Origin of the sequence: Haloferax gibbonsii ATCC 33959 (genome assembly GCF_000336775.1) — an archaeon.
GTDB classification, from domain to species: domain Archaea; phylum Halobacteriota; class Halobacteria; order Halobacteriales; family Haloferacaceae; genus Haloferax; species Haloferax gibbonsii.
The window spans coordinates 113,935-140,239 of record NZ_AOLJ01000011.1; the positions used below are offsets into that span (position 1 = coordinate 113,935).

25 protein-coding genes are annotated in these 26,305 nt (G+C 69.1%); 18 read left to right on the plus strand and 7 right to left on the minus strand.

Annotated features, from left to right (window positions below; translation table 11 throughout):
* Positions 1 to 15: 15 nt before the first annotated feature.
* Positions 16 to 939 (minus strand): CPBP family intramembrane glutamic endopeptidase, encoded by a 924-nt coding sequence (locus C454_RS03360; protein WP_152421515.1) that lies wholly within the window; start codon positions 937 to 939, stop codon positions 16 to 18.
* Between the two features lie 70 nt (positions 940 to 1,009).
* Positions 1,010 to 1,702, minus strand: a complete 693-nt coding sequence (locus tag C454_RS03365; RefSeq protein WP_004972622.1) for a metallophosphoesterase — start codon at positions 1,700 to 1,702, stop codon at positions 1,010 to 1,012.
* A 141-nt stretch (positions 1,703 to 1,843) separates the two neighbouring features.
* On the opposite strand from C454_RS03365, the gene C454_RS03370 reads away from it, so the two are divergent.
* Positions 1,844 to 2,623: a DUF7839 domain-containing protein gene (locus tag C454_RS03370; RefSeq protein ID WP_004972623.1), complete on the plus strand. Its 780-nt coding sequence runs from the start codon at positions 1,844 to 1,846 to the stop codon at positions 2,621 to 2,623.
* A 42-nt stretch (positions 2,624 to 2,665) separates the two neighbouring features.
* Here the strand turns inward: C454_RS03370 and C454_RS03375 are convergent, their stop codons facing one another.
* Positions 2,666 to 3,265: a J domain-containing protein gene (locus C454_RS03375; RefSeq protein WP_004972624.1), complete on the minus strand. Its 600-nt coding sequence runs from the start codon at positions 3,263 to 3,265 to the stop codon at positions 2,666 to 2,668.
* A 77-nt stretch (positions 3,266 to 3,342) separates the two neighbouring features.
* Here C454_RS03375 and C454_RS03380 point away from each other — a divergent pair, with 77 nt between their 5' ends.
* From C454_RS03380 to C454_RS03395, 4 genes are all read left to right on the plus strand, one after another.
* On the plus strand, positions 3,343 to 3,591 hold the full coding sequence (locus tag C454_RS03380) for a hypothetical protein (protein ID WP_004972625.1): 249 nt from the start codon (positions 3,343 to 3,345) through the stop codon (positions 3,589 to 3,591).
* Positions 3,592 to 3,708: 117 nt separating this feature from the next.
* Positions 3,709 to 5,985, plus strand: coding sequence for a phosphoenolpyruvate synthase (gene ppsA, locus C454_RS03385; protein WP_004972626.1), 2,277 nt, complete (start codon positions 3,709 to 3,711; stop codon positions 5,983 to 5,985).
* A 127-nt stretch (positions 5,986 to 6,112) separates the two neighbouring features.
* The gene (mfnA, locus tag C454_RS03390; RefSeq protein WP_004972627.1) at positions 6,113 to 7,186 is read left to right on the plus strand and encodes a tyrosine decarboxylase MfnA; all 1,074 of its coding nucleotides are present in this window, start codon (positions 6,113 to 6,115) and stop codon (positions 7,184 to 7,186) included.
* A 49-nt stretch (positions 7,187 to 7,235) separates the two neighbouring features.
* Positions 7,236 to 7,802: a YqaA family protein gene (locus C454_RS03395; RefSeq protein WP_004972628.1), complete on the plus strand. Its 567-nt coding sequence runs from the start codon at positions 7,236 to 7,238 to the stop codon at positions 7,800 to 7,802.
* A 61-nt stretch (positions 7,803 to 7,863) separates the two neighbouring features.
* On the opposite strand, the gene C454_RS03400 is transcribed toward C454_RS03395, so the two are convergent.
* Positions 7,864 to 8,217 (minus strand): hypothetical protein, encoded by a 354-nt coding sequence (locus C454_RS03400; RefSeq protein ID WP_004972629.1) that lies wholly within the window; start codon positions 8,215 to 8,217, stop codon positions 7,864 to 7,866.
* A 352-nt stretch (positions 8,218 to 8,569) separates the two neighbouring features.
* Between C454_RS03400 and metG the strand changes: the two genes are divergently transcribed.
* The 10 genes from metG to C454_RS03450 all read left to right on the plus strand — a co-directional run bounded on the left by metG (position 8,570) and on the right by C454_RS03450 (position 19,643).
* Positions 8,570 to 10,762: a methionine--tRNA ligase gene (metG, locus tag C454_RS03405; protein WP_004972630.1), complete on the plus strand. Its 2,193-nt coding sequence runs from the start codon at positions 8,570 to 8,572 to the stop codon at positions 10,760 to 10,762.
* 132 nt (positions 10,763 to 10,894) lie between these two features.
* Positions 10,895 to 11,200, plus strand: a complete 306-nt coding sequence (locus C454_RS03410) for a hypothetical protein (protein WP_004972631.1) — start codon at positions 10,895 to 10,897, stop codon at positions 11,198 to 11,200.
* A 70-nt stretch (positions 11,201 to 11,270) separates the two neighbouring features.
* Positions 11,271 to 11,558, plus strand: a complete 288-nt coding sequence (locus C454_RS03415; RefSeq protein ID WP_004972632.1) for a hypothetical protein — start codon at positions 11,271 to 11,273, stop codon at positions 11,556 to 11,558.
* Positions 11,559 to 11,672: 114 nt separating this feature from the next.
* Entirely contained in the window at positions 11,673 to 13,433 is a 1,761-nt protein-coding gene (pyk, locus tag C454_RS03420) for a pyruvate kinase (RefSeq protein ID WP_004972633.1), read from the plus strand.
* A 41-nt stretch (positions 13,434 to 13,474) separates the two neighbouring features.
* Entirely contained in the window at positions 13,475 to 13,705 is a 231-nt protein-coding gene (locus C454_RS03425; protein WP_004972634.1) for a DUF7312 domain-containing protein, read from the plus strand.
* 139 nt (positions 13,706 to 13,844) lie between these two features.
* Complete coding sequence (locus C454_RS03430) at positions 13,845 to 15,599, plus strand: DUF7282 domain-containing protein (protein WP_004972635.1); 1,755 nt, start codon at positions 13,845 to 13,847, stop codon at positions 15,597 to 15,599.
* A gap of 84 nt (positions 15,600 to 15,683) precedes the next feature.
* Positions 15,684 to 16,832 carry a restriction endonuclease gene (locus C454_RS03435; protein ID WP_004972636.1) on the plus strand — a complete coding sequence of 383 codons (1,149 nt, stop codon included), beginning with the start codon at positions 15,684 to 15,686 and terminating at the stop codon, positions 16,830 to 16,832.
* A 102-nt stretch (positions 16,833 to 16,934) separates the two neighbouring features.
* Positions 16,935 to 17,537, plus strand: a complete 603-nt coding sequence (locus C454_RS03440) for an NfeD family protein (RefSeq protein WP_004972638.1) — start codon at positions 16,935 to 16,937, stop codon at positions 17,535 to 17,537.
* A gap of 125 nt (positions 17,538 to 17,662) precedes the next feature.
* A complete protein-coding gene (locus C454_RS03445) occupies positions 17,663 to 18,937 on the plus strand; it encodes an SPFH domain-containing protein (RefSeq protein ID WP_004972640.1) in 1,275 nt (424 codons plus the stop codon).
* 82 nt (positions 18,938 to 19,019) lie between these two features.
* Positions 19,020 to 19,643, plus strand: coding sequence for a winged helix-turn-helix transcriptional regulator (locus C454_RS03450; RefSeq protein ID WP_004972642.1), 624 nt, complete (start codon positions 19,020 to 19,022; stop codon positions 19,641 to 19,643).
* Between the two features lie 246 nt (positions 19,644 to 19,889).
* On the opposite strand, the gene C454_RS03455 is transcribed toward C454_RS03450, so the two are convergent.
* Positions 19,890 to 20,159 (minus strand): DUF7123 family protein, encoded by a 270-nt coding sequence (locus C454_RS03455; RefSeq protein WP_004972643.1) that lies wholly within the window; start codon positions 20,157 to 20,159, stop codon positions 19,890 to 19,892.
* 312 nt (positions 20,160 to 20,471) lie between these two features.
* On the opposite strand from C454_RS03455, the gene aglD reads away from it, so the two are divergent.
* Complete coding sequence (aglD, locus tag C454_RS03460) at positions 20,472 to 22,346, plus strand: flippase domain-containing glycosyltransferase AglD (RefSeq protein WP_004972645.1); 1,875 nt, start codon at positions 20,472 to 20,474, stop codon at positions 22,344 to 22,346.
* A 9-nt stretch (positions 22,347 to 22,355) separates the two neighbouring features.
* On the opposite strand, the gene yjjX is transcribed toward aglD, so the two are convergent.
* Together yjjX and C454_RS03470 are read right to left on the minus strand one after the other, a co-directional pair.
* Positions 22,356 to 22,877 (minus strand): inosine/xanthosine triphosphatase, encoded by a 522-nt coding sequence (gene yjjX / locus C454_RS03465; RefSeq protein ID WP_004972648.1) that lies wholly within the window; start codon positions 22,875 to 22,877, stop codon positions 22,356 to 22,358.
* A 20-nt stretch (positions 22,878 to 22,897) separates the two neighbouring features.
* On the minus strand, positions 22,898 to 23,686 hold the full coding sequence (locus tag C454_RS03470; protein WP_004972650.1) for a helical backbone metal receptor: 789 nt from the start codon (positions 23,684 to 23,686) through the stop codon (positions 22,898 to 22,900).
* Positions 23,687 to 23,950: 264 nt separating this feature from the next.
* Here C454_RS03470 and C454_RS03475 point away from each other — a divergent pair, with 264 nt between their 5' ends.
* Both C454_RS03475 and C454_RS03480 read left to right on the plus strand, forming a co-directional pair.
* Positions 23,951 to 24,958 carry a transcription initiation factor IIB gene (locus C454_RS03475; protein ID WP_004971221.1) on the plus strand — a complete coding sequence of 336 codons (1,008 nt, stop codon included), beginning with the start codon at positions 23,951 to 23,953 and terminating at the stop codon, positions 24,956 to 24,958.
* Positions 24,959 to 25,159: 201 nt separating this feature from the next.
* Positions 25,160 to 26,254, plus strand: coding sequence for a DNA-methyltransferase (locus C454_RS03480; RefSeq protein WP_004972654.1), 1,095 nt, complete (start codon positions 25,160 to 25,162; stop codon positions 26,252 to 26,254).
* Positions 26,255 to 26,305: the final 51 nt, after the last annotated feature.

Here is a 26,305-nt window from a genome sequence, read left to right on the forward strand (position 1 = left end):
TACCTTCTGTGGCGGTCAGTCGAGCGACCGCGCGGGACCGTCTTCGCGCGGCAGTTCGGCCTTGCGAGTGCGCTCGCCCGCGAACGAGAGCCCGTTCGTCGGGAGCGGCTTCGAAGACAGGCGCGCCGCGCCGTATCGGTAGACGAGCACGCCGACGAACAGCCACGCGGCCGCGGCCAGAGCGGCCTCGGCGGGGAGCAGGCCGTCACCACTAATTCCCGTCGAGAGGAAGACCGAGGTCGCGTTCCAGACCGAGTGGAACGCGACGGGGACGAGGACGCGCCCGCCGGACTCGTTGTAGAGCCAGGTCGTGACGACGCTGATTCCGACGACCGACACGAGGTAGAAGGCGAACGACGTGCCCGCCTGCGAACTCCCGGGCATGGCGAAAAGCGGCGCGTGCCACGCGGCCCAGACGACGCCGATGACGAGGGACGCGCGGAACGCGCCGAGTCGCCGCTGGAGGACCGGCAGTCCGAATCCACGCCACCCCGGTTCTTCGAGTCCGCCCCTGATGAACGACGAGACGAGGAGCGCCGCGAACAGGGTCGCCGGACCGAGCGCCGCGGACTCGAACGTCCACCCGAGCGCGACGGTGAACGCGAGGGTCGCGCCGAACAGGACCGGGGGGAGGACCGCGGCGGCGACCCAGACGAACGGCGGCGCGCGGGGACTCACGACGCGACGAAGCCACGGGCGAAGGTCGCCGGTGGCCGCGGCGACGACGATGGCGGCGAGGAACGGCCCGAATCCGCCCGCGAGGACGAGCAACGACACGGGAACGATGCGCTCGGCGCTGACGAGGAGCGCCGCCGGGACCCACGCGAGCCACGTGAAGAGGAACGTCAGCGCGACGAAACTGACGAATCGGTGCGTTCGAACGGCGGTGGCGATGGCGGGCATGACGACTAGCAGTACGTCGCCGCGAGCCAAAGCCACCAATCTCGGTTCTCGTCGGGCGAGAAGCAGAAGTCGGTCTCTGCGGGCTAAAACGCCCGGAACCGACGGCTCAGAGCAACCGACGGAGCTTCCCCAGCGGCGGGAACGTGAGCGTCTCGCCCGCCTCCGCGTCGCGGACGAGCGGCCTGAAATCGTCCGCGTCGCGCACCAGCGGCGAGTCGAAGTCGGCCCCGCGCATCCCGTTTACTTCGACGCCCGCGGCGAGGCGGGTGAACGCCGGGAGCATCAGCACGTCGCCGCCGCGGTAGGCGTCGGGGCCGTAGAGGACGCAGGGTCGCCGCCGACCCTCGACGGCGAGCGTCGGGTGGTCGTGGCCGACGACGTACCGGTCGGCGTCGCCGTCGGGCTCGCGGTGGCCGTGGCAGACGAGCGTCCCGTCCGCGAGGCGGTACTCGTCGTGTACGTCTCCCGACCAGCCCTCCGCGAGCATCGTGTCGTGGTTGCCGGCGACGAACACCGGGTCGGCACCGGCGTCGCCGCACGTCTCCGCGAGGGTTTCGAGGGCCGCGACGTGGCGCTCCGTGACGCGGTCGAACCGGTGGAGCACGTCACCGGCGAAGACGACCTCGCCGGGGGCGAACTCGGCGCAGTAGGCTCGCAGGCGCTCCGCGAGGTCGGTCCCCTCGCCGAGCGGAAAATCGACCGCCGAGGCGTCCGCTCGGCCGACGTGGAGGTCCGAGAGGACGAGCGCGTCGGCGTCGGGGAAGAAGACGGCGCGCTCGCGGACGGAGACGCGGGTCACGACCGAATCGAGGGGCGTCGGAGACAAATCACCATCGGCGGCGTGCGCCGGGGCGAACGCCCGCGAGAGGCCGGCGGAATTGGAGGTGGAGCCGGCGTCGGAGCAGGGGCCTTTTTAGTCGGTGCGTCCCACGTTCGGCACATGAGCGGCGCACTGGAGGACAAGCGCACCGCGACCCGCTTTCGCATCCTCGCCGAGATAGCCGACCGGCAGCCGGCGGTGAGTCAGGGCGAAATCGCCGAGGCGGTCGGGGTGACGAGTCAGGCGGTCTCCGAGTACATCCGCGACCTCGTCGAAGACGGGCTCGTCGAAAAGCAGGGCCGGTCGCGCTACCGCGTGACGAAAGAGGGCGTCGACTGGCTGTTTCAGGAGGCGCGCGCCCTCCAGCGGTTCGCCGAACACGTCACCGACGACGTGCTGGAGAGCGTCAACGAGGACGCCGCAATCGTCACCGACGACGTGGCGGCCGGCGACACGGTGACCCTGTCGCTCCGCGACGGCCTGCTACACGCCACGCCCGGCGACGACGGGCCGGCCATCGGCGTCGCGACCACCGACGCCGAGGCGGGCGACGCGGCCAGCGTCACCGGCTTCGAGGGCGTCATCGAGATGGAACCCGGTTCGGTCCGCGTGCTGCAGGTGCCGCCCGCGCGGCTCGCCGAGTCCGACGCGGTCGACGCGGACGCGCTCGCGGCGGCGTGCGACGAGGCCGACATCGTCGTCGCCGCGGGCGTCGAGGCCGTCGTCGCCTGCCGCGACGCATCGGTCGACGTGCGGACGTGGTTCGCGCCGGGCGAGGTCGCCGCCGACGCCGCGGCCCGCGGACTCGACGCCGCGGTCGTCGCCAGCACAGACACCGCCGGGCGCGTGACCGACGCGCTCCGCGACGCGGGCGTGCTGTTCGAAGTGACGGAGCCGTAGCTCCGCGCCGGTTTCGGGTTTTCTCGACGTCGAATTCGCCGCTTAACTCTCCGCGTGTTCTCGGGCCATCGTGTACGCCTCCCGTAGCTCGCGGAACCGCTCGCGGTCGCCGCCGTGGTCGGGGTGTACGTCCTTCACCCGCGCTCGATAGGCGTCTCTGACGGCGTCCGAGGAGGCGTTCGCGGGGAGGTCGAGCCGGTCGAACGCGGCCGACACGGGGTCGTCGAGGTCGGCCAGTTCGGGCTCGATGTCCGGCACGTCGAAGGGGAGCCGCCGGCCGAGTTGGCCGCCGGGCATCTCGTGTTCGCAGAGGACGGCGTAGACGCCGGCGCGTTCGAGGCGGAAGAACGCCTGCGCGTCGAAGGTGATGGCGACGCCGCGGTCGGGGAGGAAGAACGCCACCGTCTCGCCGCGGATCGGGCGGTCCTCGACGAACCGCTCGTCGATGGCGGTGAGGTAGTCGCGGATTTCGTGGCGGCGGCGGCCCGTCCCGTCGACGCGGGGGCCGCGGGAGACCCGCCGCTCCGGGAAGACACGACCGCCGACGACGAAGACGCCGGCGACGACGACGGAGGCGACCGCGCCCGCGGCGAGGCCGACGATGAGCCACGGCGGGAGCAGAAAGACCCACTCCGGAAGCACGCTAGAAGTCACGTGGCGAGCGATTATGAACCCCTCGCTGCCCGTACCGATTTGCCGCGGGAGAACGAAGAGCCGGCATGCGACCGATTCGCTTCGAGGAGGCCGACAGCGCTGAGCGAACCCAAATCGGCGAGGGACTGACGCGACCGGCCGTCGCCGCCGGACGACTGGAGACGGGCCGCGCCGAGGGGAAGTACTTCCTCCGACACGACGACGGCTGTGGGGTCTGCGGGAAGCCGGTCGAAGCCGGGTCGCCGTTCTACCTCGACCCGGACACCGGCGAAATCCTCTGCGAAGAACACGGACGGGCGCGCCGAGAGTCCTGAGAACGTCCGCCTCCGGGTCGACGCCGCAATTTAATACTCGCCTTCGAGTGAGTTTTCATTCATACTTGTTTCGTTCGCAAACTTCTTTATCGGGGTGCGGGACCATACGAACATCACATGGCTGTAGTCTGGCTGGACGACGTACGGGCTGACGACCTCGACCTGGTCGGCGGGAAAGGCGCGTCGCTGGGCGAACTAACCGGTGCGGGGCTTCCCGTCCCGCCGGGATTCGTCGTGACGGCGAGCACGTACCGCGCGTTCATCGAGGACGCGGGCATCGACGACGAGCTGTTCGCCGCGGTCGAGGTCGACCACGAGGACTCCGAGGCGCTGCAGGCGGCCCACGAGACGGCGCACGACCTCATCATGGAGACGCCGATGCCGGACGACGTGCGGGAGGAAATCCTCGACGCCTACCGGAGCGTCGGCGAGGGCGACGCCTTCGTCGCCGTCCGGTCGTCCGCGACGGCCGAGGACCTGCCGGACGCCTCCTTCGCGGGCCAACAGGAGACGTTCCTGAACGTCACCGAGGAGGACCTCCTCGACCGCGTCAAGGAGTGTTGGGCCTCGCTGTTCTCCGAGCGCGCCATCTACTACCGCAACCGCAAGGGCTTCCCCCACGACAAGGTCGACATCGCGGTGGTCGTCCAGCAGATGGTCGACGCCGAGAAGTCCGGCGTGATGTTCACCCGACACCCCTCGACCGGCAAGAAGGAGATTATCATCGAGGCCGCGTGGGGTCTCGGCGAAGCCGTCGTCTCCGGCACCGTCTCGCCCGACAACTACGTCATCAGCCGCGAGACCGGCGAGGTCGAGACGGCGACCATCGCGGACAAGAAGACGATGTGCGTCCGCGACGAGGAGAGCGGCGAGACCGTCATGCGCGACGTGCCGAGCGACCGCCGCCACGAGCGCGTCCTCACCGACGACGAGGTCTCCCGCCTGCTCGAACTCGGCGAACTGGTCGAAGACCACTACGAGACGCCGCAGGACGTGGAGTGGGCCGTCTACGAGGGCGAGGTCTACATGCTCCAGTCGCGCCCGATTACGACTATCGCCGAGGCTGACGACGGCGAGGAAGACGAGGGCGACAGCGGACGTTCGCGGGCGGCCGCGACCGGCGACGACGTGCTCATCCGCGGCCTCGGCGCGAGCCCCGGCATCGCCTCCGGCCGCGCCCGCATCGTCACCAAGCTCGACCACCTCGACCAGGTCGCCGAGGGCGACATCATCGTCACCGAGATGACCATGCCCGACATGGTGCCCGCGATGAAGCGCGCCGCCGGCATCGTCACCGACGAGGGCGGCATGACCTCCCACGCGGCCATCGTCTCCCGCGAACTCGGCGTGCCCGCGGTCGTCGGTACCGGCGACGGGACGAAGACCCTCGAAGACGGCGAGGTCGTCACCATCGACGGCGACAAGGGAACCGTCCGCGAGGGCGAAGAGCCCGAGGAGAAACAGCGCCAGCCCGTCGAGGAGGCCCGCCCCAAGACGCCCGTCAAGCCGATGACCGCGACCGAGGTCAAGGTCAACGTCTCCATCCCCGAGGCGGCCGAGCGCGCCGCCGCGACGGGCGCTGACGGCGTCGGCCTGCTCCGCATCGAGCACATGGTCCTGACGCTCGGCAAGACCCCCGAGCGGTTCATCGAGCAGAACGGCGAGCGCGCCTACGTGGACGAAATCGTCTCTGGCGTCCGCGAGGCCGCAGAGGAGTTCTACCCGCGGCCGGTCCGCGTCCGCACCCTCGACGCGCCGACAGACGAGTTCCGACAGCTCGAAGGCGGCGAGAACGAGCCGCGCGAGCACAACCCGATGCTCGGCTACCGCGGCATCCGTCGGGGCCTCGACAACCCGAGCGTTTTCCGCCTCGAACTGCAGGCGTTCCGCCGCCTGTTCGACATGGGCTACGACAACCTCGAAGTCATGTTCCCGCTCGTCAACGACGCCGAGGACGTGCTGCGGGCGAAAGAGCACATGCGCGAGGCCGGCATCGACCCCGAAAAGCGCGAGTGGGGCGTCATGATAGAGACGCCGGCCGCGGCGCTCTGCATCGAAGAGCTCGCCGACGCCGGCATCGACTTCGCCTCGTTCGGCACGAACGACCTGACGCAGTACACCCTCGCGGTGGACCGCAACAACGAGCACGTCGCCGACATCTACGACGAACTGCACCCGGCGGTGCTCAAACTCATCGGCGACACCATCGAGACGTGCCGCGAGGTCGGCGTGAAGACGAGCATCTGCGGGCAGGCCGGCTCGAAGCCCAAGATGGTTCAGTTCCTCGTCGACAAGGGCGTCAGCTCCATCTCGGCCAACATCGACGCCGTCCGCGACGTGCAACACGAGGTCAAGCGCGTCGAACAGCGGCTCCTCCTCGACTCGGTTCGCTGACCCCGGCGAACGTCGAGGTCGAACCACCCTCTCCCGTCTTTTCTCGTCCGGGTAGCGACGCCATCGGCTGGGCGACGCGGCGCAATGGAGCGGAACCGATATACTGGGTGTGGTTATAGTGGGATGCATGCAGCGCGCGGCACCGCAGGAGTTCGACCGCGTCCTCTCTTCGATGTGCACCCGACCGCACCCGGCCGCCCGGAAGGCCGCAGAGCGGTTCTTTGCCACCAACCCCGGCGACCCGGCGACCTATCAGGCCGTCGCCGCCCTCGAAGAAGACGCACTCTCGTACCTCGGCGACATCACCGGCCTCTCGGCCCCCCACGGCTACGTGACAAGCGGCGGGACCGAGGCCAACATCCAGGCCATCCGAGCCGCGCGCAACCACGCCCGCGACGACGACCCGAACGTCGTCGCCCCCGAGAGCATCCACTTCAGTTTCCAGAAGGCCGCCGACGTGCTCGACGTGGAGCTCCGAATCGTCCCCGTCGACGACGACTACCGCGCGAACGTCGCGGCCGTCCGCGAGGCCGTCGACGACCACACCGTCCTCGTCGCCGGCGTCGCCGGCACGACCGAGTTCGGCCGCGTCGACCCGATACCCGAGCTGACCGCGGTCGCCCACGACGCCGGCGCGCTGATGCACGTCGACGCCGCGTGGGGCGGGTTCATCCTCCCCTTCACCGACCACGAGTGGTCGTTCGCTCACGCGCCAATCGACTCGATGACCATCGACCCCCACAAGTACGGGCAGGCGGTCGTCCCCGCTGGCGGCCTGTTGTTCCGCGACAAGTCGGTCGTCGACTCGCTGGCGGTCGACACGCCGTACCTCGAATCCGCGTCGCAGGCGAGCCTCACCGGCACCCGAAGCGGCGCGGGCGTCGCCTCCGCGGCCGCCGCGATGCGCGAACTCTGGCCCGACGGCTACCGCGACGCCTACGAGCGCCAGCAGACGAACGCCGAGTGGTTCTACGACGAACTCCGCTCTCGGGGCTACGACGCGGTCGAACCGGACCTCCCGCTGGTCGCCGCGAGCGTCCCCGACGGGCAGTTCGAGTCGCTTCGGGACCTCGGCTGGCGTATCTCGCGGACCGCGAGCGGCGAACTCCGCATCGTCTGCATGCCGCACGTCTCCCGCGAGTCGCTCCGGGCGTTCCTCTCGGACCTCGACGACCTCCGGTCGGGGCCGACGCGCAACTGAGCCGGTCCGAACCTGAAAACTTACAACCGACTGGCTTCGACCCTCTCGTGTGTCTCTCACCGCGTTCGCATCGCTCGCAGACCTGACGCTCAGTCTGTACCCCGACTTCTCGTGGCTCTCGTCGCTCGTCGAGACGGCCACCGGCTGGGTCGGGCTGGTCATCATCTTCGCGTACTCGTTTCTCATCGCCTTCGCCCTCCCGGGCGTGAGCGAAATCGTCCTCGCCGCCCCGCTCGACCTCGGGCTCCCCTACGGCGCGAAGCTGGCGGTCATCATCCTCGTCAGCGGCGCGGGCAAGGCCGCAGGCAGCGTCTTCGCCTTCTACATCGGCCGTCAGACGACGGAGTCGGGCTACGTCGAACGGGCGCTCGAACGGCTCCCGGTCGACGTGATGGGGTGGACCGAGCGCAAGGCCGTCCAAATCGCACAGAACTGGGGCTTCGCCGGACTCGCGGCCGCGCTCTGCGTGCCGGGCTTTCCCGACACGCTCTCGATTTACGCGTTTTCGGTCCTCGAAGACGACTACCTCAAGTTCGCGGCCGCGACGTTCGTCGGCTCCTGCGGCCGACTCATCGTGACGGTCATCGGTATCGAGGCCGCGCTGGCGTTCCTCTGAGCGGGGCGCGCGCGGGTCGGCTCACCTCGCTGTCGTCGTCGCGCCGCCGTCAGTACCGCTGTCAGCCACTCGCTTCGGAGCCTGTCGCGGACTCCGAGGTCGCCTCGAACGACTCGACGGACGCGTAGTTGACGACGACGAACGCGACGAAGAGGACGGCCGCGAGCGCCGCGAACGACAGCGACAGTGTCCGGCACGTGGCCGCGGACAGGCCGAGGCGTCGGCCGACCGACTCGATTGCGAAGACACCGGCGAGCGCGAGCGAGACGCCGATGGCGAGAATCCAGCCGCCGCCGAGCGGCGACTGCGGGACGAGAAGGAGACCGTAGCCGGAGACGAACAGCCCGAGGAGGATGGCGAACACGGCGGCGAAGCCGACGCTCCGGGCGGGTTGGGAGGCGGTAGTCGTAGTCACGCCGAACAGGGCGTCGGCCGACGAGATAGCGGTTGCGTGACTCGTGCTGGCGCGTCGCCGTCGCGGTCGTCCGCAGCCCGGTCGTCCGCAGCCAGTCGAGTGCGGCGGTCCCGAGCGGTCCCGATAATTTATAGGCGCGCTCGGCTTCAGTACCGGTGTGACCGCGACGGGTCTCCCCGACAACATGCGTATGCGCGCTCCCTTTTAGCCGCGGGTGGACCCGCCTCCGGCCGTCGCCTCGGTAACGTGAGACGACGGTCGGGTCCGGCGAACCTCGGGGCGATATCGCACCGCCAGACAGACGCATCCGAAGCGGCGGGCTTTAGGCCCGCTTCCGAGATACACGACACATATGAGTCACGAGGACTTCCCCACGGAGAAGCCAGCGGTGGTGACGTGTGGACTGCCGTACGCCAACGGCGACCTCCACATCGGCCACCTCAGAACGTACGTCGGCGGCGACATCTACAGTCGCTCGCTGCGAACACTCGGCCAAAAGACGGCCTTCGTCAGCGGGTCGGACATGCACGGCACGCCCGTCGCCGTCAACGCCGAGAAGGAGGGCGTCACGCCCGAGGAGTTCGCGCTCCGCCACCACGAGAAGTACGAGGCGACGTTCCCCCGCTTCAACATCGAGTTCGACAACTACGGCCACACCCACGACGAGACGAACACCGAACTGACCCAGGAAATCGTCCGCACGCTCGAAGCCGAGGGCTACGTCTACGAGAAGGAGATTCCGGTCGCCTACGACCCCGAGGCGGACCAGTGGCTCCCCGACCGCTTCGTCGAGGGCACCTGTCCGTACTGCGGCGCGCACGCCCGCGGCGACGAGTGCGACGAGGGCTGCGGCCGCCACCTCGAACCCGGCGAAATCGAAGACCCGACCTCGACGCTCACCGGCAACGCCGCGGAGTACCGCGAGCGCGAGCACAAGTTCTTCGCGGTCTCCGACCTCCAAGACTACCTCCAGGAGTTCATCGACCGCCTCGAAGGCACCTCGAACGCCCAGAACCAGCCCCGCGAGTGGATAGAGGGCGAACTGCAGGACTGGTGTATCACCCGCGACATGGACTGGGGCATCGACTACCCCGGCGTCTCCGAATCCGCCGAGGATTCGGAGGCAGACCAGACGGAGTCTGGGCGTGACGATAGCGACGACCTCGTGCTGTACGTCTGGGTCGACGCGCCAATCGAATACATCTCCTCGACCAAGCAGTACACGGAGCGCGTCGGCGCCGACACATTCGACTGGGAGGCCGCGTGGAAGGACGCCGGTGTCTCTGAATCCGACGCGGGTTCGGAGGCTCGCCGGACGGAGTCCGGCGGTGACATCGTCCACATCATCGGCCGCGACATCATCCAGCACCACACCGTCTTCTGGCCGGCGATGCTCCGCGGCGCGGGCTACGTCGAGCCGCGCGCGGTCATGGCCTCCGGCTTCATCACGCTCAACGGCAAGGGCTTTTCCACCTCGCGCAACCGCGCCGTCTGGGCCGACGAGTACCTCGACGAGGGCTTCCACCCCGACCTGCTGCGGTACTACCTCGCCACCAACGGCGGATTCCAGCAGGACGTTGACTTCTCGTGGTCGAAGTTCAAAGACCGCGTGAACAGCGAACTCGTCGGTACGGTCGGCAACTTCCTCTACCGGTCGATGCTCTTCGCGTACCGCAACTTCGAGGGGACGCCCGAGGCTGAGGTGTCCGAGGAAGTCGAAGCCCGCATTCAGGAGGCCATCGACGAGTTCGAAGCCGGCATCAACGACTACTCGGTCCGGAAGTCCGGCAACGCCGCCGTCCGCCTCGCGCAGTTCGGCAACGAGTACATCCAGCACAACGAGCCGTGGAAGCTCACCGACGAGGACCCCGAGGCCGCGGCGCAGGTCATCCGCGACTGCGTCCAAATCGCGAAGGCCATCGCCGTGCTGTTCTTCCCCGTCGCGCCGGGCAAGATGCAGGCGCTCTGGGAGCAACTCGGCGAGGACGGCTCGGTGACCGACACCGGCGTCGACGACGCCTTCGAAGCTCCACCGGCGTCCTTCGGCGAGCCCGAGGCGCTGTTCGAGAAAATCGAAGACGAGCGCGTCGAGGAACTCAACGAGAAGCTCGAAGCGCGCGTTGCCGAGACGGAATCCGAAAGCGACGAGTCCGACGAGGACGCCGAGGAGGATATGGACGCAGACTCCGACTCTGACGCCGACATCGACTTCGAACCCCTCGCCGACGACCGCATCTCCTTCGAGGACTTCCAGGAGCTCGACATCCGCGTGGGCGAAATCGTCGCCGCCGAGGGCATCGACGGCGCGGACAAACTCGCCAAGCTCACCGTCGACATCGGCGTCGAAGAGCGCCAAATCGTCGCCGGCATCAAACAGCTTCACGACCTCGACTCGCTCGCCGGGTCGAAGGTCATCATCGTCGCCAACCTCGAGAAGGCCGAGCTGTTCGGCGTCGAGTCCAACGGGATGCTGTTGGCCGCGGGCGACGAGGCCGACATCCTGACGACCCACGGCGACGCCGTCCCCGGCACGAAAGTCCAGTAAGCGACCGTCTGCGACCCGATACGCGACCGCTCGCGACCCGATTTTTTCCGACGCGCCGTCTCGACCGCCCCACCGCCCTCGTATCAGGCGTGGACCACAGCGCCTAACTGCGCCGACTCCCGAGCGTCGCCCATGCGAATCGGAAGACGGGAAGCGGTCGGAATCGTCGTCGCGCTCGCGGTGTTCGCGGGCGTCGTCGCCGCGGTCACGGGCGGCGGCGCGGGCACCCTGACCGTCGAGCGCGTGGACGAACTCCCGCAGGGACAGGGCGCGGTGGCCTTCGGCAACCTCGACCCCGACCAACGCGAGACGTTCGAGGAGGCAGTCTCGACCGGCGAACCGGCGGCGATACCGAACGAGGCCGCGAGAAACGAGTTCGCCGACCCCGGCTACGTCCGGTACGACGGCGACATCTACCGGACGACCGTCTCCGACTGAGTCGGCGTTCGACGCTCGAATCCCGCGTCGCAACCGGAGCCGATTTGAGCGGCGACGCTGGAGCGCCGCCATGCGACTCAGCGTGTTACTCGCCGCGGCGCTCGTCGTCTCGACGGGCTGTCTCGGCGGCGCGAGCGGGACCGCGAGACTGAGCGTCGCCCGGGTCGACGACCTCCCGCAGGGCGAGGGGGCCGTCTCGTACCAGAACCTCGCGCCGGCCCAGCAGTCGGCGTTTCGGGAGGCGCTCGGAGGCGAGACCGTGACCCTTCGGGAGGGAACGGACAGAAACGAGTTCCGCGACCCCGGCTACGTCAGATACGACGGAGAAATTTACCGAACGACCATTATAGTTTCGTGACGGCGACCGAGCGGTCAGTTCGACGGGCGAACTATAGAGAGTACGTATGCGAACCCGTTACTCGACACCGAGTTCATCATCGGGCTTTTTTATCAGTCACTCGTAGGCGACGCCATGAGAAACGCAAAAATCGTCTGCACCCTCGGTCCCGCGTCCTTCGACCGGGAGACGATTCGCGGGCTCGCCGACGCCGGCATGAGCGTCGCCCGGATGAACGCGAGCCACGGCAACGTCGAACACCGGTCCGACGTCATCGACAGCATCCGCGCCGTCGACGACGCGACCGACGAACCGCTCGCGGCCATGCTCGACCTGCAGGGCCCCGAGGTCCGAACCGCCGACATCGACGAGGACATCTACCTCGAAACCGGAAGCGAGGTCCGCTTCTACGAGGGCGACGACGCCACGCCCGAGGCGGTCGGGCTGTCGTACTCCATCACCGCCGCGGAGTCCGGCGACACCATCCTCCTCGACGACGGCCGCATCGAGGCCACCGTCGAGCGCGTCGAGGACGACTCGGTCCACGCGACCATCGTCTCCGGCGGGAAGCTCAGTTCGCGCAAGGGCGTGAACGTCCCCGGCGTCGACCTCGACATCGACCTCATCACCGACTCCGACTACGAGAACCTGAAGCTCGCCGCGAAGAAGGAAGTCGACTACGTCGCCGCCTCGTTCATCCGCGACGCGGAGGACGTTTACACCATCAGCGACACCCTCGAGAACCTCGGCGCGGAGATTCCCATCATCGCCAAAATCGAGCGCGCCGGCGCGGTCGAGAACCTCGACGAAATCATCCAGGCGGCCCACGGCGTGATGGTCGCCCGCGGCGACCTCGGCGTCGAGTGCCCCCTCGAAGAGGTTCCCATCATCCAGAAGCGCACCATCCGCAAAGCGCAGGCCGCGGGCGCGCCGGTCATCACCGCGACCGAGATGCTCGACTCGATGGTCCGCTCGCGCCGCCCGACCCGCGCGGAGGCGTCCGACGTGGCCAACGCCGTCCTCGACGGCACCGACGCCGTGATGCTCTCCGGCGAGACCGCCGTCGGCGACCACCCCGTCCGCGTCGTCGAGACGATGTCCCGCATCGTCGAGGAAGTCGAAGAGAGCCCCGAGTACGACGAGAGCCAAGAACAGCGCGTCCCGACCGCCGACGAGGGCTCCCGCACCGAGGCGCTGGCCCGCTCGGCGCGCTACCTCGCCCGCGACGTGAACGCCGCGGCCGTCGTCGCCGTCTCCGAGTCCGGTTACACCGCCCGGAAGACCGCGAAGTTCCGCCCCGGCGTCCCCGTCGTCGCCGTCACGCCGAACGACCGGACGCGCCGTCAGCTCGCCGTCTCGTGGGGCGTCTCGGCGCAGTACGCCGACTACAGCCCGAGCGTGGAGGGCGTCATGGACGACGCCGTCACCGCCGCGCTCGACGCCGGCGTCGCGGAGTCCGGCGACACCATCGTCGTCCTCTCCGGCATGATGACGGAGCTCGAAGGGACGAACACGACGAACATGCTCAAGGTTCACGTCGCCGCCGAGCCCGTCGCCACGGGCCGGAAAATCGTCAGCGGCCGGGTCGCCGGCCCCCTCTACCGCACCGAGGACGGCGACCTCACGGACGTGCCCGAGGGCGCGATTCTCGCGCTGTCGGCCGAGTTCGACGGCGAGTTCGACGGCGACGCCGACAAGCTCGCCGGAATCGTCGACGCCCGCGCGGGCATGACCGGCTACCCGGCGCTCGTCGCGCGCGAACTCGACATCCCGATGGTGTCGGGCGCGCCGCTCCCGAAGACCATCAAGCAGGGCGCGACCGTCACGCTCCACGCCGAGCGCGGTATCGTCTACGAGGGCGACGTCATCAGCCACGACCGCGGCAACCGGCAGTAGTGCGGTAGCCCTTTCCCGCCGCGACGCCTACCCACGATTCGATGTCCCGCGCACCCTCTCCCGAGGCCGAAGACGACCGCGACGGCGACGGCGAGTGGCGCTTCGGCGTCGACGACGTCGGCCCCGACGGCATCGTCGACGACGAACCCGAGATCGAACAGCTCCCCATCGAGCCCGGGTCACCGCGGGCCGAAAACGTCGCGTTCGTGTTCCTCGGCGTCCTCCTCGCGGTCGGGCTCATCGTCATCACCGTGTTCCCGGGCGCGGTCTGACCGCCCAACGGCGCGCCGGTCGCGAGCCGCCGCGAGGTCCGAACCTCGACCATCCGACTTTCCGTTTTGATAATCGGGACTGTTGATTTATGTGACCCCGAGGGGAACCACCGTCAACCCCCCGACCGGGACACACCAAATGAGTTACGCAGTCCGCGCACCCTCCGTGTTGGTCGCCGCGTTGATTCTCCTCGCGGCGCTCTGGGTTCCGACGCCCGCAGTCGCCGCCGACGAGCCGACCGCGTCGTTCGGCGAGGACGTTACCACCGTCACCCGCGGCGACGTCGTCGAGATACGTGTCCAGCACTCCCAGCCGGGCACGCTCCACATCGGCGGCGACGGTTACGGCTACCACCTGACCGTCGCCCTCGTCGGGTCGGGGACGACCACCCTGACCGTCGACACCTACAACTCGACCGGCGCGCCCGAGACGTACGTCTCCGGCGGCGGCAACAAGACGCTCCACACCGGTCACCTCGGCGAGCCCATCGAGCCGGCGACGTACATGATGAACGTCACCATCGACGGCGTCGAACGCGCCATCGGCCAACTCGACGTCGCGGAGCGCGGGAACACGTCGGCGACGACCAACGTCGCGCCCGCGAGCCTGAACGACTCCGACGCGTCGGTGTCGCCCGGGGACGTTCGGGGCGTGATGACCGAGCGGACGACCGTCGCCAAGGGCGACCTCGCGGTCGTCCGCCTCGACGAGAGCGGGCTCGAATCGGCGCTGAACCCGGACGACGTGACCGGCGGCGCGAACGCGCGCGGCATCGAAATCACGCTGAATCAGCTCGAAGTCCGGCCGAACCGAGAACAACAGACGTTCCTCGCGACGCCGGAAAACGGGACGACCGTCGTCACCGACTTCGAGAACGACGAGGTGTTGGTCGTCTGGGACACCTCGGAGCTCCCGCTGGAAGGTGACACCGAGGAGTACGAACTGCAGGTGACGCTCCGCGGCGACCACAGCGACTTCGTCGACGAGGACACCATCACGGCGCGCTCGCGGGTGCGGCTCGTCGAACCGACCGTCTCCATCGAGGTGCGAAACGAGACGGTGTACCCGTGGGAGTCACTGCGGGTGAACGTCACCGGTGAGACCACCCTCGCGCCGAACAGCGTCGTCGAACTCCGGGCGCGCGCCCCCGGCCAGCCGTTCTTGAGGCTCGTGCCGATGACGGTCACGGCGAACCGGACCGTCTCGCAGAACCTCACGTTCGCGCCCGAGGACCGCGGGCTCACGTTCCCGCTTTGGGTGCGCGACTACCGCGACGAGACCGAACACACGATGCGCATCCTCGACTCCGAGGCGAACCTCCGGTTCGTCGACCAGGAGACCGACGGGACGTTCGTCACCATCAGCCGCGTGAACCTCTCGGTCGGCGGCTTCGTCGCCGTCGAGACCGCCGACGAGGAGCCGCTGGGGACGAGCGCGTACCTCCCGCCGGGGACGCATCGAAACGTCGTCGTAGACTTCGACCGCCGACAGTTGGCCGACGCGGAGTTGCTCGCCATCGCCTACGCGGACCGCGACCGCGACGGGAACTTCTCGGTCGCGGTCGACGCGCCGTACCGGACCGGCGGCGACGGTAATGGTACCGACGGCAACGCGACCGCGGACGACAACGAGACGGTCGGCACCATCGTCGCCGACGACGCGATGGTCCGACTCGAACCCGGCGCGAAGACGCCGACGCCGACGGCCACGCCGACCGCGACGACAACAGAACCGACCGCGGAAACGACAACCGAGACGCCGTTCCCGGTCGTCGAACGGACGCCGCTGGAACCGGCCGCCGCCGGAACGAACACTGGAATCCCGTTCTCGCCGGGGCTGACGGTCGTCGCGCTCGTCCTCACCGGACTGGCCGCGCGGCGACTGCGACGCTGACGAACACCGAGGCGACAAGATGACACACGACCGACGCGGACACGACCGACGACCCGCCCCCGACGGACCGGAGGGACGCGAACAGTGACGAGACTCGTCGAACTCGAACCGACGAAGTTCGTCCACTTCCTCTCGGACCTCTGGACCCAACGGAACTGGCAGACGAACGCCCAGCCCCGAGGCGAAGGTCGATACCTCGTACAGGGGCAGCGCGGCGACGGCACGAAAGGGCTCATGCTCGTGCTCCCGTCCGTCGAGACGACGGTGGGAACGGGGCACGTCAAGGGGTTCGTCGCGCACGCGAAAAAACGCGGCATCGACACCGTCGTCGTCGCCACGCAGGGCGAGTTCGACGACTCGGTCCGCGGGTTCGCCACGAACCACGACGTGACGCTGCTCGACCGCGACGAACTCGGCGAGACCGTCGCCGACGAGGGACTCGAACAGACCGTCAAACAGTACACGGACGGCGAGGTGTTCGAGACGGCGGAGGTCGAGTTCGGCCTGCCGTTCGACCTGCCCGAGCCGGTCGAAGAGGCGTTGGCGTCGCTCCCGATAGCCGCCGTACGCGAACGGCTCGCCGGGCTCACCGGCGACGGCGACGGGGGTGGGGGCGGCGGCGACGACTCCTCGGGCGGTTCGCTCCGCGACAGGCTGCCGTCGTCGGTCGACGACCTGAAGTCCGGGTCGCCGCCGAGCGTCCGCGTCGTCGTCGTCGCCGTCCTGTTGCTCGTCCTCGCGCTCGGTTCCGTGGCCGTACTCGGGCCGATGGTGGACGGGCTCGGCGGGTCGAGCGCCGGCGGAAACGGCGTCGCCGTCTCCGCGCTCTCGGGCGCGAGCACCGACTCGGCCGACCTGGTCGCTCGGTGGAACGCGCGGACGGCAGACTCGCTTCAGGTGGGTAACCAAACGTACGCCGCGCCGGAGGGAGAGCGGTTCGTCGTCGTCGGACTCAATGCGACGGCCGCGAGCGGCTCACCCGGGAACCTACCGCAGTCGGCGCTCGTGTTCGAGTCTGACGGCGTCAGCTACGGTCACCAGCCGCTGTCGAACGCGACCGGCTTCGACAACGGCGCGCTGTTCGCTCCCGGCGAGAGCACGCACGTCTGGACCGTCTTCGCCGTGCCGACGAACGCGACCACCGGGACCGTCCTCGTCCAGCCGACGAACGAGGACACCGTGGCGTTCGTCCACGACGACACCGTCTCGACCGACCCGAACGGCGACGACTGAGCGCGGGCGAGTCCGCCCCGCCACGGGAATCGCGCACCGACCGCGGCCCCCGCGACGAATTCGACCCTCAATCCTTAATCGGGCGACGGCCCTAGAGCCGGTATGGCATACCTGCCGTTCCCGTTACAGACCGGTCTCATCACCCCCGAGACGCTTCCGCTGTTGCTCGTGCTCGCGGGGCTCGGCCTGTCGCTCGCGGAGGCCATCGCCCCCGGCGCACATTTCGTCGTCCTCGGCGTCGCCCTCCTCGCGGCGGGACTGGCCGGCCTCCTCATCGCGCCGCTCGCGACCCCGCTTATCCTGGGTCTGCTCGTCTTCGTCTTCGGCGCGCTCGCGCTCTACGGCTACCGAGAGCTCGACCTCTACGGCGGGAAAGGAGAGGGAAAGACGAGCGACTCGGACGCGTTGACGGGGAAGATGGGGCGCGTCACCGAGCGCGTCACGCCGACCAGCGGCGAGGTCAAACTCGACGAGGGCGGCTTTAACCCCTACTACGCCGCCCGCTCCGTCCACGGCGAACTGGAGGAAGGAACCGAAGTCATCGTCGTCGACCCCGGCGGCGGCAACGTCGTGACCGTCGAGGGAGTCGGCCCCGGCGAAGACGAAATCGACCGCGAACTCGCCCGCGAGCGGGCGCGGCAGCGACGCGAGGAGTCCGCGGAGCGCGAAGAAGAACTCGAACGAGAGGGTACCGAAGGCGTCTGACCGGCGGCCGCCGCGCGCCGACCGGCGCGGTTCGGGCCGACTGCGCCCTCGTCGCCGCCGAAATCGTCCGACGTGACGGCCGCACCACACGAATACTTATCATTCGTCCAACCCAACACGGGCGTATGGACTTACTTGCCCTCCAGGCGGGACTGGGCATCGGAGGCGTCGTCGTCGGCCTCCTCGTGCTCGTCCTCGCCATCGTGACGGTGTATCAGATGGTCGAAATCGTGGACGCCTACGAGAAGAAGGCGCTCACGGTGTTCGGGGAGTACCGACGCCTCCTCGAACCGGGTATCAACTTCATCCCGCCGTTCGTCTCTCGGACCTACGCGTTCGACATGCGGACCCAGACGCTCGACGTGCCCCGACAGGAAGCCATCACGCGCGACAACTCGCCGGTGACCGCCGACGCCGTCGTCTACATCAAGGTGATGGACGCGAAGAAGGCGTTCCTCGAGGTCGACAACTACAAGCGCGCCGTCTCCAACCTCGCCCAGACGACCCTCCGGGCCGTCCTCGGCGACATGGAGCTCGACGACACGCTCAACAAGCGTCAGGAAATCAACGCGCGCATCCGCAAGGAACTCGACGAGCCGACCGACGAGTGGGGCGTCCGCGTCGAGTCCGTCGAGGTCCGCGAGGTCAACCCCAGCGCCGACGTGCAGCAGGCGATGGAACAGCAGACCTCCGCCGAGCGCCGCCGCCGCGCCATGATTCTCGAAGCGCAGGGTGAACGCCGCTCCGCCGTCGAGACCGCGGAGGGTGAAAAGCAGTCGAACATCATCCGCGCGCAGGGTGAAAAGCAGTCGCAGATTCTCGAAGCGCAGGGTGACGCAATCTCGACGGTCCTCCGCGCGAAATCCGCCGAGTCGATGGGCGAGCGCGCCATCATCGACAAGGGCATGGAGACGCTCGAACGCATCGGACAGGGCGAGTCCACGACGTTCGTCCTCCCGCAGGAGCTCACGTCGCTCGTCGGCCGCTACGGCAAACAGCTCACCGGCTCCGACGTGCAGGACATGGAAGGCCTCTCCAGCAAGCAGTTCGACGAGGAGACCCGCGAACTCATCGGGCTCGACGACATCGAGGAGATTCTCGGCCAGATAGACCAGGCCGCCGAGATGGACGTCGAACAGCTCGAACAGGAGGCCGAAGCCATCAAGGCCGGCGCCGAGGTCAACGACATCAAGTCGCCCGACGAGGTCATCGCCGAGGCCGACGAGGAAGAAGACCCCATCAAGTCGTCCGACGAGGTCGTCGCCGAAAGCGAGGGCGACGACGACGCGGCCGCGACCGGCGGGTCGGCGGACACGGAGACCGCGAGCAACGGGCAACCCGACGCCGACGGTGACGGCGACGACGAAAGCGAGATGTCCTTCGAGAAGGACCTCGAATAGTCGCATCGGCGGACGGTCCCGGACTCGGACGGTTGTAAATGCCGAAGCCCTTTTCTTCGCGCCGTCTCGTATGTGGGAGTAGATGTCGAACCGCCGGGTAGACGAAGACAAGCGCGCGACCCTCCGTCGGTTCGCCGCGCTCGGGGCCGCCACGCCGCTCGTGGGCCTCGGGGGTGGCGACGACAGCGAGGACGACTCGTCCGGGTCGAGCGACGCGCGGGACGCCATCGTCGGCTACGTCGCGTCCACGCCCGGCGCGCACTTCTCGAAGGTCCGCGACGACCTCAAGTTAGGGACCGGCGAGACGCAGTACCACCTCCGGAACCTCGTCGACGACGACACGCTCGAAGTGCGCCGCGACGGCGACTACAAGCGGTTTTTCCCCGCGAGTCGGTTCTCCGAGTTCGAGCAGGTCGCGCTCGGCTATCTCCGCCGCGACACGCCGCGCGGGATGCTCGTCCACCTGCTTCGCGACCCCGACGCGACGGGAAGCGAACTCGCCGACCGCCTCGGCGTCTCGCGGGCGACGGTGAGCACGTACGCGAAGAAACTCGACGCCGTGGGCCTCCTCTCGCGCGAGGACGGCTACGCGGTCCGCAACCCCGAGACGGTCATCACGCTCCTGATTCGCTACGCCGACTCCTTCGGCTCCGACGCCGCGGCGTTCGCCGACGACGCGGCCGAACTCATCCGGTTCGACCCCTGACGAGGTCGGACGAGTCGAGGCCGGCGGTCGAGACGGGCGACTGACGCTGTACCGTGTGACGGTTCCGTGTCCATACCGACTCCCAGCGGCGGGGCTGGGACGCGAGAAAACCCAAAAAACGGGGATGGAACGACGCGTGGGTGGGAGACGACGGCGTTCCGGGTGGGAGCGGCGCGAGGGAGGACGCGCCGGGGTGCACGCCGAGGACGGCGTGCGGCGGGGCCTGAGTGAAACGTCAGCGGGGGCTCAGACGGTCACCTTCCACGTGGTGCCCGAGGAGTAGCCCCACTTCTCGACGCTCACGTCGAAGTCGCCGTCGAGGATGGGGCGCATGTTCGCGCCGACCTCCTTCGCCGAGAGGTCGAGGTCGTCGGCGATGAGGCGGGACTTGAAGTACGTCTTCGCCCCGGCGTTGGAGCGGAGGTAGTCGAGGATGCGGCGCTGTTTCTCCGAGAGACTGCGGTTGGCGTCGAGGACCTCGCCCTCGACTGCGGTCGCGGAGGCGGTCGTGCTCATACCTACACAGAGAGACGAGACGCCTATCAGGGGTTTGGTACGGGAACTTAACACGGCGCTGTCTTGCGATTTTCACCGAAAACGAGCCGCCGGGAGGGCTTCACCGAGCCGTCGCAGGTACAGTCGCCTAACACCCACGCGACGCGGACACACCAACGAGGGAACAGGCCGGACGCATCGGAGCGCGTCGGGCCGCGCCGGGGCGCATCGAAGCGGCCGCCGAACACCCGAACGTTCCGAACTGTCCGTCTCACGGACCGTACCTGTTCCAAGACAGAAAATTCATACGCGGATAGCGGCCATACGACGACAATGGGTCGCCCGACAGAACGACGCCCGGCCGCCGCGACCGCGGCCGGCGTCGAAGTGAGCGTCGTCCTCCCCGCCTACAACGAGGCGCGGACCATCGAAAACACGGTCCGCGTCACCGTCGAGACGCTCGAATCGTTCCTCCCCGCCGACGCCTTCGAAGTCATCGTGGCCGAAGACGGCTGCGACGACGAGACGCCGGAGATAGCCGACCGGTTGGCCGCCGAGGACGACCGGATTCGCCACTACCACAGCGACGCCCGCCTCGGTCGCGGCGGCGCGCTCGAACGCGCCTTCGAGGCCGCCCGTGGCGACACGCTCGTCTACTTCGACACGGACCTCGCGACGGACATGCGCCACCTCGAAGAGCTGGTCGAGCGCGTCCGCTCCGGCGAGTACGACGCCGCGACCGGGTCGCGCTGGATGCCCGACCGCGTCGCCGACCGCCCGCGGAAACGCGGCGTGCCGAGCCGGGCCTACAACGGGCTCGTCCGCCTGTTCCTCCGCTCGGACCTCCGCGACCACCAGTGCGGCTTCAAGGCGTTCAGCCGCGAGGCGTTCGAGGCGCTCCGCGACGACGTGGAAGACAACCACTGGTTTTGGGACACGGAGATGCTCGTCCGCGCCCAGCGCGCGGGCTTTCGGGTCGCCGAGTTCCCCGTGGACTGGGAGCCGAAAGGCGACACGAAAGTCGACCTCGTCCGCGACATCCTCGGGATGGGGAGCCAGATTCTCCGGACGTGGTGGCAGCTCACGGTCCGGCCGCGCATCACCCGCCGGGTGACCATCGTCGCCGGCCTGCTTTTGACCGTCCTCGCGCTCGCGCTGATGACGCTCTACATCGACCCCTCGGAGGTCATCGCGGTCCTCGGCGAGGCCGACCCCGCGCTCGTCGCGGCCGCGGCGCTAATCTACGTCGTCTCGTGGCCGCTTCGGGGGATTCGCTACCGCGACATCCTCGCCGAGCTCGGCTACCGCGAGAAGGCGGGCTTCCTCACGGGGGCGATATTCATCAGTCAGACCGGGAATCTCGTGTTCCCCGCCCGCGCGGGCGACGCCGTGCGCGCCTACGTCGTGAAGGCACGCCGGAACATCCCGTACCCCTCGGGCTTCGCGTCGCTCGCGGTCGAGCGCGTCTTCGACCTGCTCACCATCGCGGGGCTCGCGGGCGTCGTCCTCGTCGGCCTCGCGGCGACCGGCGGCCTCGACGACATCGCCACGGTGCTCGCGACCGGCGTGAGCGGCGGCACGGTCGACGTGTCCGCCGACGACGTGCGCACCGTCGCCTACGTCGCCACCGGCGTCGGCGTCGTCGCCATTCTCGGCGTCATCGGCATCGCGCTGTCGGCCCGCGCGGACCGGAACGTCGTCCGGGCGTTCGTCGGCCGGTTCTCGTCGGACTCCTACGTCGAACTCGTCGCGGGCGTCATCGAGCAGTTCGTCTCCGACCTGCAGGCGGTCGCCGGCAACCGCGCCGCCTTCGGCCGCGTCGGCCTGACGAGCCTCGCCATCTGGACCGTCGACGTGGTGACGGCCGTCGTCGTCCTGCTCGCGCTCGGCGTCGACATCGACCCCGTCGTCCTCGTCGGCGTCTCGTTTTTCGCCGTGAGCGTCGGCAACCTCGCGAAGGTGCTCCCGCTCTCGCCCGGCGGCGTCGGCCTCTACGAAATCGCCTTCACGGTGTTCATGGCCGCCCTCGCGCCGATTACGCCCGCGGCCGCGCTCGCCGCGGCGGTCCTCGACCACGCGGTGAAAAACGCCGTCACCATCGTCGGCGGCGTCGCGTCGATGCTGTCGCTCAACGTCTCGCTGACGACCGCGGTCGAAGAGAGCGCCGACGTGCGCGACCGCGACCACGAACTCGCCGAGTCGGAGTAACGGAGCGACTCAGTACAGTTCACACCGGAAGGGCGCGAACGCGCCCGTCACGGCCGATTCGAGCGCGTCGGTTCGGGTGAGCCGACCGCCGGTGAACACGCCCGCCGCGCCCTCGTTTTTCGCGATGTCGTCGGTGCCGAGCACGTCGTCCATCACCGGCCCGAGTTCCTCGCCCGCGTCGATGCGGTCCACGATGCGGGCGGGGAGCGGGAGGCTCGGCCCCGCGGCGCGACCGACGCGCTCGCCGTCGGTCACGGCCGCCCACATCACGAGATACGTGTCCCGCCCGTCGGTGCCGTCGCCGGCCGGGAAGGTCGCGACGCCGCCCTCAATGCCGACGCCGAAGTCGTAGTCGCCCGCGTCGAGCGCCCGCTCCGCGCGGGTGACCGCGCCCGCGATGGTCTCGTCGTTCCCCGTCGGCTGTTCGGAGACGCCGGAGTCGACGGCGACCGCCGCCACGGAGGCGTCGGGGCAGGTTCGTTCGACCGCGCGCCGCTTCACCGGGTTGCCGCTTCCGACCGCGATGTCCATGTCGGTAGCGCGTCGCCCGGTTATTTCCCTTCGTCGGATTCGGTCGCGGTCGCGGGCTCCCACGGCTCGGGGAAGTCGGCGTCGGGGTGTAGCAGTCGCGCGAGGCGGTCGACGCCGGAGACGACCGCCGGGCTCGGCTGGTTGAGAAGCGAGTCGTCGACGGCGTGGACCGCGGCGTCGAGATTCCACCCGCGGGCCTCGAACGCCTCGGGGTCGCCGCGCTCGCCCTTCCCGCAGGGGTGGAGAACAACGTGGTCGGGGTCGGCGGCCGCGACGGTCTCGGGGTCGACTTCGGCGGACCGCTCGCCGGGCGCGACGAGCGGGGCGGACCCGCCGGCGGCGCGGACGAGGTCGGGGACCCAGTTGCCGGCGGCCATCGGCGGGTCGGCCCACTCCTCGCAGTAGACGGTCGGGCGGTCGCGGTCGTCGACCGCGTCGGCGACGCGGGCGAGGTGGTCGCGGCAGTCCTCGGCGAGCGTCGCGCCGGCGCTGGCGTCGCCCGCGGCGTCGCAGACGACGGGAAACGAGTCGAACACCTCGGCGAGCGTCGCGGGCGCGACGTGAAACACGTCGTAGCCGCGGTCGCGGGCCGCCGCCGCGACGTCCGACTGGAGGTCGTCGCAGGTGCAGACGGCGTCGGCGTCGAGTTCGTCGACCCGGTCGAAATCGGGGTTCAGCCAGCCGCCGACGACCGGCTTGTCGGTCGGCGAGTGAGCGGTCGCCCCGACGACGTGAGCGTCGAGACCGGCGGCATCGAGGATGGCCGTCGCGCTCGGCGCGAGCGAGACGACGCGGGGGTGGGCGGCCATGCGTAGTCGTGGCAACGCCCCTTCGAGAAAAGTATGTATCGCGTTACGGTCGGTGGGAAGCCGCCGCTGAGTGACCGGTGAATCGCCGAATCCCTCATGAACCTCAATCACCCGTGCGACGGCCTCACACAGCCAAACGAGGCCGCTCGCCGAAAGCGATACCAAACCATTTATGCGGTCGTCTGCGGTTGCTGGTGTTACGGACAGCATCCGGGTTCTAGCCGCCTCTAACCACCCCATCCCGGAGCACCCGCCGTCGTATCCATGAGTGAACGAATCTGGACCCGAAACCCCGGCGCACAGGAGCAGGAACGAAACACGCAGAACGGCCGACAGGAGGCCGAAACCGAACAGGAAGACACGAAGGGCGACACGCTGCAGTGTCCCGAGTGCGGCGGTCACGTCGTCACCGACGACGAACACGGCGAGACCGTCTGTAACGACTGCGGACTCGTCGTGACCGCGGACTCCGTCGACCGCGGCCCCGAGTGGCGCGCGTTCGACGCCCGCGAGAAAGACGAGAAGTCCCGCGTCGGCGCGCCGACGACCAACACGATGCACGACAAGGGCCTGTCGACGAACATCGACTGGCGCGACCGCGACGCGTACGGGAACTCCCTCGGCGCGCGCCAGCGCCAGAAGATGCAGCGGCTCCGCAAGTGGAACGAGCGGTTCCGCACCCGCGACTCCAAAGAGCGCAACCTGAAGCAGGCGCTCGGCGAAATCGACCGCATGGCCTCCGCGCTCGGCCTGCCCGAGAACGTCCGCGAGACGGCGTCGGTCATCTACCGCCGCGCGCTCGACGACGACCTGCTGCCCGGCCGCTCCATCGAGGGCGTCGCCACGTCGTGTACCTACGCCGCCGCCCGCATGGCCGGCGTCCCGCGCTCGCTCGACGAAATCGCGGAGGTCTCGCGCGTCGAGAAGAGCGAGGTCGCCCGCACCTACCGCTACATCGCCCGCGAACTCTCGCTGGAGGTCAAGCCCGCCGACCCCGAGCAGTACGTCCCGCGGTTCGCCAGCGAACTCGGCCTCTCCGACGAGTCGAAGATGCGCGCGCGCCAACTCCTGAAGAACGCCAAGGAGAAGGGCGTCCACTCGGGTAAGTCGCCGGTCGGCCTCGCCGCCGCCGCCGTCTACGCCGCCGCCCTCCTCACCAACGAGAAGACCACGCAGGCCGCCGTCAGCGACGTGGCCGACATCTCCGAGGTCACCATCCGCAACCGCTACCACGAACTCCTCGAAGCCGAGGAGAACCTCGGCCTCGTCTGAGCACGCGCGCCGGACGACCGCGCCGGACGGCGGTTCGAATCGGACGAGACGACTCGATTTTCGGTTATTCGCTCGCCAGCGGCGGCGCTCGACGCGGCGAGCGGCCGGCCGGGGCTTCGAACCGCGGGGACCGGCGGCGCGGGGGCGACCGGCTCCGCACCGAGGCGAAGGGTTTTGTTTCGGGGCGAACACGTCCGTACGATGCGCACGACTCACGCCCTCACGGTGGGCGACGCCGCCGACACCGGACTCGCCGACGAGAGCGTGAACCTCGTCGTCACGTCGCCGCCGTACCCCATGATAGAGATGTGGGACGACCTCTTTTCGGCGCGCGACGACGCCGTCGCGGCGGCGCTCGACGAGGGCGACGGCGACGCCGCGTTCGAGGCGATGCACGAGCAGCTCGACGCCGTCTGGGACGAGGTGGCCCGCGTGCTCGCCCCCGGCGGGCTGGCTTGCGTGAACGTCGGCGACGCGACCCGGAGCCTCGACGGGTCGTTTCGCCAGTACCCCAACCACGCCCGCGTGCTCACCGCGCTCGGCGAGCGCGGGCTGACGCCGCTTCCGGACGCCGTCTGGCGCAAGCCGACCAACAGCCTGACGAAATTCATGGGGTCGGGAACGCTCCCGACGAACGCCTACGTCACGCTCGAACACGAGTACGTGCTCGTGGTCCGCAAGGGCGAAGCGCGGTCGTTCCCGCCGGGCGACGACCGGCGCTACGAGAGCGCCTTCTTCTGGGAGGAGCGAAACCGCTGGTTCTCCGACCTCTGGGAGTTCGGCGGGACCGACCAGCGCCTCGATTCGGGCACTAGAGAGCGCTCGGCGGCGTTCCCCGTCGAGCTTCCGCTCCGGCTGATTCGGATGTACTCCGTCTACGGCGACACCGTCTTCGACCCCTTCGCCGGGACCGGGACGACGACGCTCGCGGCCATGCTCGCGGGCCGGAACTCGGTCGGCTACGACCTCGACGCCGACCTCGTCTCCGGGTTCGAAACGCGGCTCGACGACCTCCCGGAACGCTCGCGCGCGGAGGTCGAACGCCGGCTCGACGACCACCGGGAGTTCGTCGCCGACCGCGACGAGCGCCCCGGCCACGACGCCGAGCACTACGACTTCCCGGTCGTGACGAAACAGGAGCGTCGCATCCGTCTGTACCGCGTGACGTCGGTCGAGGCGTCGGCCGACGGGTCGGACCGCGAGTTCGTCGTCGAACACGAACCGCACGACGGGGCCGGGGCCGCCAGCGCCGCGGGGACGACGCCGACTTCGGAAGACGCGCAGACGACCGACTAACCTCGAAACGCTCGAATCCGGGGCGTTCGAACGCGTCCCGTCGGGCTTCGG